Here is a 4,424-nt window from a genome sequence, read left to right as displayed (position 1 = left end):
TAGCGCCCGGTGATCATGAAGTTATTGCCACCGCCATCGGCGTGTCATGACAATAACTTCATGATCACCGCGCCGAGGGCGGGGCGCCGAGGGCGGGGTGCGGGGCTTCGGCGGTGGTTCGGTGGCGGCGGTTGTTGGTCGCTGGGCTTAGGGTCGGGGCTGTGGGGGACGTGCTGATTCTTCTCGTCTTTGGCTGTTGCGTGGCTGTCGTGCTGGCCGCGCTGTGGGGGCTGGGCGTGCGTGCGCGCCGCCGCGGTGTCGGTGGCGAGGTCATGGGGCCGTTCGAGGAGATGTGGCATCCGGCGGCGACGCGCTATCGCGCGGAGATCCGCGTACAGGAGCAGCGCACGACACCGAGGTCGTCTGCCGACGACACCGACGGGCGGGCTCAGGAGGGCTTGGGGCCGCAGACGTAGCGCGGCTCGGCGTCGTAGCGCCAGGTGAACTTCTCCCGCTTGACCACCACGCCGTCCTTCTTGATGACCCGGAAGGCGTCCTGGGTGAAGCCGTTGATGCCGTTGCTGGGAATGCACGTCGGGCCGGGTTCGAGATGGATGAGCTTCGGCGTGGTGATGTTGCGGCGCGGGCCGTACTCCGTCTTGACGCTGTCGTAGATCTTCGTGCTCCAGATGGAGACGGTCACCGAACTCGACGTGTACGACGTGTCGATGAGCAGGCCGTACTCGGTGTTGTTGCGGAACTTGAAGTCCAGGTTCGGCCAGAAGATGGTCGACTCGATGACGGCCGGGTACCTGTCGAACCAGTACGAGTGGGGTTTGTGCTCCACGTCCTGGAGGCCGGCGTAGTAGGTGGCGTTGAACAGGGTGGTCGTGAACTGCGACGTGCCACCCCCGACGCCGGGCACCAGCTTGCCGTCCAGGATGACCGGCGCGTCCTTGTAGCCCTGGGCGTAACCCCGCTCGCCGGTGTGCCCGTTGAGGGAGAACGTCTTGCCGGGCAGCACGACCGTGCCGTCCACCTTCTTGGCGACGGTGGCGATGTTCTGGCTGCGCGACGACGCCATCCCGCCGGTGAAGCGCGTGGTGAAGGTGGACACCCGTTCCTTGATGCCCAGACCGGCCAGCTTCTCCGCGGTCACCTCCGGCGGCGTCTCCTTCAGTTCTCCGGTCACCTCGCGTCCGTCGGGCTTCGGCAGCACCGCCAACAGGTCGCGGCTCAGTGTGCCGGTGTCGAGCTGCTGCCCGGCACGCCCATCGACGAGCTTGGGACGGCCGCCGGCGATGGTCATCGTGGCGTCCTTCGGCGGCACCTCGATCGCGTCCAGCTTGTCGCCGAGGGCCGTCCGCAGTCTTTTGACGTCCACCGCCGGAGTGAGCTTGCCGGCCTTGTCGGCGGTGAAGCGGAGGCTCTTCGCGATGACCGCCGGTGGCACCTGCACCGAGCCCCGGTCGGTGCGCAGGGTGACCGGCGCGGAGACGGCCGGTTTGGCCAGTTCGGCGACCAACCGGTCCACCTCCTCGGCGGTGGTCGCCGGCTGGCTCTCTACAAGTGGCACGGTGACCGGCGTGCCGGCGAGCCAGCCGGCCCGGACGGCGTCGACCGAGCGCTGCGGGTCGAAGGCGAGACCGGGCTCGGGGCGTACGACCTTGGGTGTGGTGCCCTGGTAGGAGATGGCCGGCATCGTCATCGGACGGACCTGGTCACCGAGCGCCGTGCGCAGGGCCGCGTCCAGGCGGGGCGCGTCGACGGTGACGACCGGTTCGACGGTACGGGAACCGACCAGCCGACTGACCGGGTGCGCCTGGGCCTCGGCCGCTGCCGCAACCGTGGCCGCCACGTCGACCGCCAGTCCCACGTCAGCCGGATTGATCTCGGCGGTGCGCTCCCCGACCGTGATCCGTAGGGGCGCGGCGAGGGCGGCGGCCCGCCTCTCCAGCTCTGCCCGCAACTCCCGGTCGGCCGCGCTGCGGCTCCGACCGCCCAGCTCGGTGCCGAGCACGCTGGTGCCCCGGGGCACGTCACCGGCGTACGCCCAGGCGCCGGCACCCGCGACGGCGGCGAGGACGCCGCCGGTGATGCCCGCGCCGAGCAGCATCCGTACGCGGCGTGGACGGGGCCCGCCGTTGTCCGGCACGCCCGTGGCCGTTACCGGTGTGACAACGTCCGGCTCGTCGTCCGGCCAGGTGACCGCCGTGACCTGCACGGTGGGCCGGTCGTCGACGGGTGGACGTTTGTCGCCGTACAGCGTCACTGCAACCTCGATCGCCAGGTGCCGCGGGAGGTCCCCCCTCCCGGAGGACACCACGGTAACCAATGGCCGGCGGTCCACGCGGGCTGTGCCCGTTCGGTGCTGCTACCGCGTGTCGCCCGGCGTGTCGCGGGGCGTGGGTCGGTGTCCGCGTCGGGCGACGGGCGTGGCACGGTGGCGGGATGGACGCTGCGGAGCGGGTGTTGGCGTACGGCGGCGGTTGGTTGGACCGGGCGGGCGCGTTACGCACCGACCCGGCTCGGCTGGACGCGCTGCTCGACGACCCGGCGACGGTGGTGCTGCCCCTGTGGCGGGACCGTTGTCTCGTCGACGGAGACGGTCCGGTCCGGCTGGCGGCCGACCGCGCGTCACTCGTCCGGTCGGCCGCCGCGGAGACCGTGTTCCTGGGGCTCGACGGGAACGTCGCGGTGTTCGCCGTGGACCTCTCGGGTCTCAGTGAGGCCGCCGCCGTCGAGATGGCAGGGGCGGCCCGGGCCGTCGACGTGCGGGCGCTGGTCGGGCGACTCGACCCGGCGGGAGCGGCGACCCAGGCGTACGCCCGGGGGTTGCTGCACTGGCACCGGCAGCAGCGTTACTGCGGCACCTGCGGTGCGGTGGCCGTCGCCGGTGGTGGCGGCCACGTGCGGACGTGTTCCGGCGCGGAGTGTGGTCGGTTGCTGTTCCCCCGCATCGAACCGGCGATCATCGTGCTGGTCGAGGCGCCCGGCTCGGTCGGGCGTTGCCTGCTGGCCCGGCACGCGGGTGCGGCTGAGGATTCCTACTCGACGTTGGCGGGCTTCGTGGAGGTGGGCGAGAGCCTGGAGGACGCGGTCCGCCGGGAGATGGCCGAGGAGGCCGGGATCGCCGTCACCGACGTGACCTACCAGGGGTCGCAGGCGTGGCCGTTCCCCGCGGGGCTGATGGTGGGCTTCCGGGCCACGGCGACGTCCGACGAGGTACGCGTGGACGGCGTGGAGTTGCTCCAGGCGCGCTGGTTCACGCGGGAGGAGCTGCGGGAGCGGGTCGCGGGAGGCCGCCGGCTCGGCCGGGTGGACTCGATCGACCACCGGCTGCTGACGGACTGGCTCGCCGAGGCGCGTTGACCTTGCGGGCTCAGCCGTACGGATGAGTTCGGGATCGTCTTCAGCGGCTTTTCAGCCCGACGTTACGTAAATGTAACAATGCTGTGCAGCAACTACCGCTGGTGAAGATTCTGGAGTCATCCGCCCCAATTTCGATGGTTTGTAGCGGGAGCGGGTCGGCGCGGATCTGACCGACGGTGACGGTCGGAAATCTTGACGCGGAGCGCGGGTTACCGGCCAGTAGCAGCGCCCTTGTGAGGTACGTCGCTTCGCGAGAGCATCCAATCCGCACACTGCGCGATCCGCCGACCATCCCCCGGAGCGGGACGCAGCGGCCACGTGCTTTCCCGTAGTCCCGAGTCGCGACTGCGATCGGTGACCCCCGGTTCGAGGAGGACCCGTGAAGGATTCGGAAACCCGTCAGGCGCAGGGTGGCACCCGCTGGCGTCGCTTCGCCGCCATGATGGTTCCCGCTGCGGTCGCTGCCGGCGGCATCGTCTTCGGCATGGCCAACGGCGCCATCGCCGCCAACATCACCGTCGCCGGCAAGCCGTTCAAGATTTCCGCCTCCGAGCTCGACGGAGACGGCTTCAAGCAGTACGGCGGCATCGTGACCACCAAGGACGGCAAGATCGTCCCGGTGGCCATGTCGGAGATCGGCGAGGCTCACCTCACCAAGCTGTGCCAGTCGGTCGACGCCTCCGTCCCCGGTCTGCCCAAGATCGTGCTGACCATCAACGCCGGCGACGCCCCCGGCAAGGAGGCCGTCGCCAAGAACCTGCTGATCGCGATGGAGTCGCTCGAGGGTGACGCCGAGTTCACCAACATCAACATCGGTAAGGACGCCAGTGACCTCGGCCCGGCTCCGGCCGGCTCGTTCGGCCAGGACGCCACGCACGTGAACATCAAGGGCCTTGAGCAGGTGGCCCGCTACACCACCGCCGGCACCTTCACGCTTACCGGCCTCAAGTTGAAGGTCAACGTCGGCGCTGAGGCCAAGGAATGCTTCTGAGCTGACGCCGCCGAGGGGGGGGGGGGGGGGGGGGCGGGGGGGGGGGGGGGGGGCGCCGCCAAGGACCGCCACCAACGGCGCGGTGGGACGGCGCCCACAGCAGCGGGCGCCCCCCCCGCGG

General features: G+C 70.4%; 4 protein-coding genes. 3 read left to right on the top strand and 1 reads right to left on the bottom strand.

The genetic code is table 11. The annotated features are described in order from the left end of the window. Positions 1 to 161 precede the first annotated feature (161 nt). Positions 162 to 416: a hypothetical protein gene (locus ACIA3K_RS10105; protein ID WP_396800284.1), complete on the top strand. Its 255-nt coding sequence runs from the start codon at positions 162 to 164 to the stop codon at positions 414 to 416. On the opposite strand, the gene ACIA3K_RS10100 is transcribed toward ACIA3K_RS10105, so the two are convergent. Next, positions 389 to 2,212 carry a VanW family protein gene (locus ACIA3K_RS10100; RefSeq protein WP_396800283.1) on the bottom strand — a complete coding sequence of 608 codons (1,824 nt, stop codon included), beginning with the start codon at positions 2,210 to 2,212 and terminating at the stop codon, positions 389 to 391. The genes ACIA3K_RS10105 and ACIA3K_RS10100 overlap by 28 nt on opposite strands. 179 nt (positions 2,213 to 2,391) lie before the next feature. Between ACIA3K_RS10100 and nudC the strand changes: the two genes are divergently transcribed. Further along, positions 2,392 to 3,312 (top strand): NAD(+) diphosphatase, encoded by a 921-nt coding sequence (gene nudC, locus ACIA3K_RS10095; protein ID WP_396800281.1) that lies wholly within the window; start codon positions 2,392 to 2,394, stop codon positions 3,310 to 3,312. Between the two features lie 439 nt (positions 3,313 to 3,751). Then, entirely contained in the window at positions 3,752 to 4,303 is a 552-nt protein-coding gene (locus ACIA3K_RS10090) for a DUF6230 family protein (protein WP_396800313.1), read from the top strand. Positions 4,304 to 4,424: the final 121 nt, after the last annotated feature.

The sequence above is a fragment of the Micromonospora sp. NPDC051543 genome, assembly GCF_044454415.1.
In the GTDB taxonomy this organism is placed as follows: domain Bacteria; phylum Actinomycetota; class Actinomycetes; order Mycobacteriales; family Micromonosporaceae; genus Micromonospora.
The sequence above is the reverse complement of the archived record's forward strand: the minus strand, read 5'-3'. Positions and strand labels throughout refer to the sequence as shown.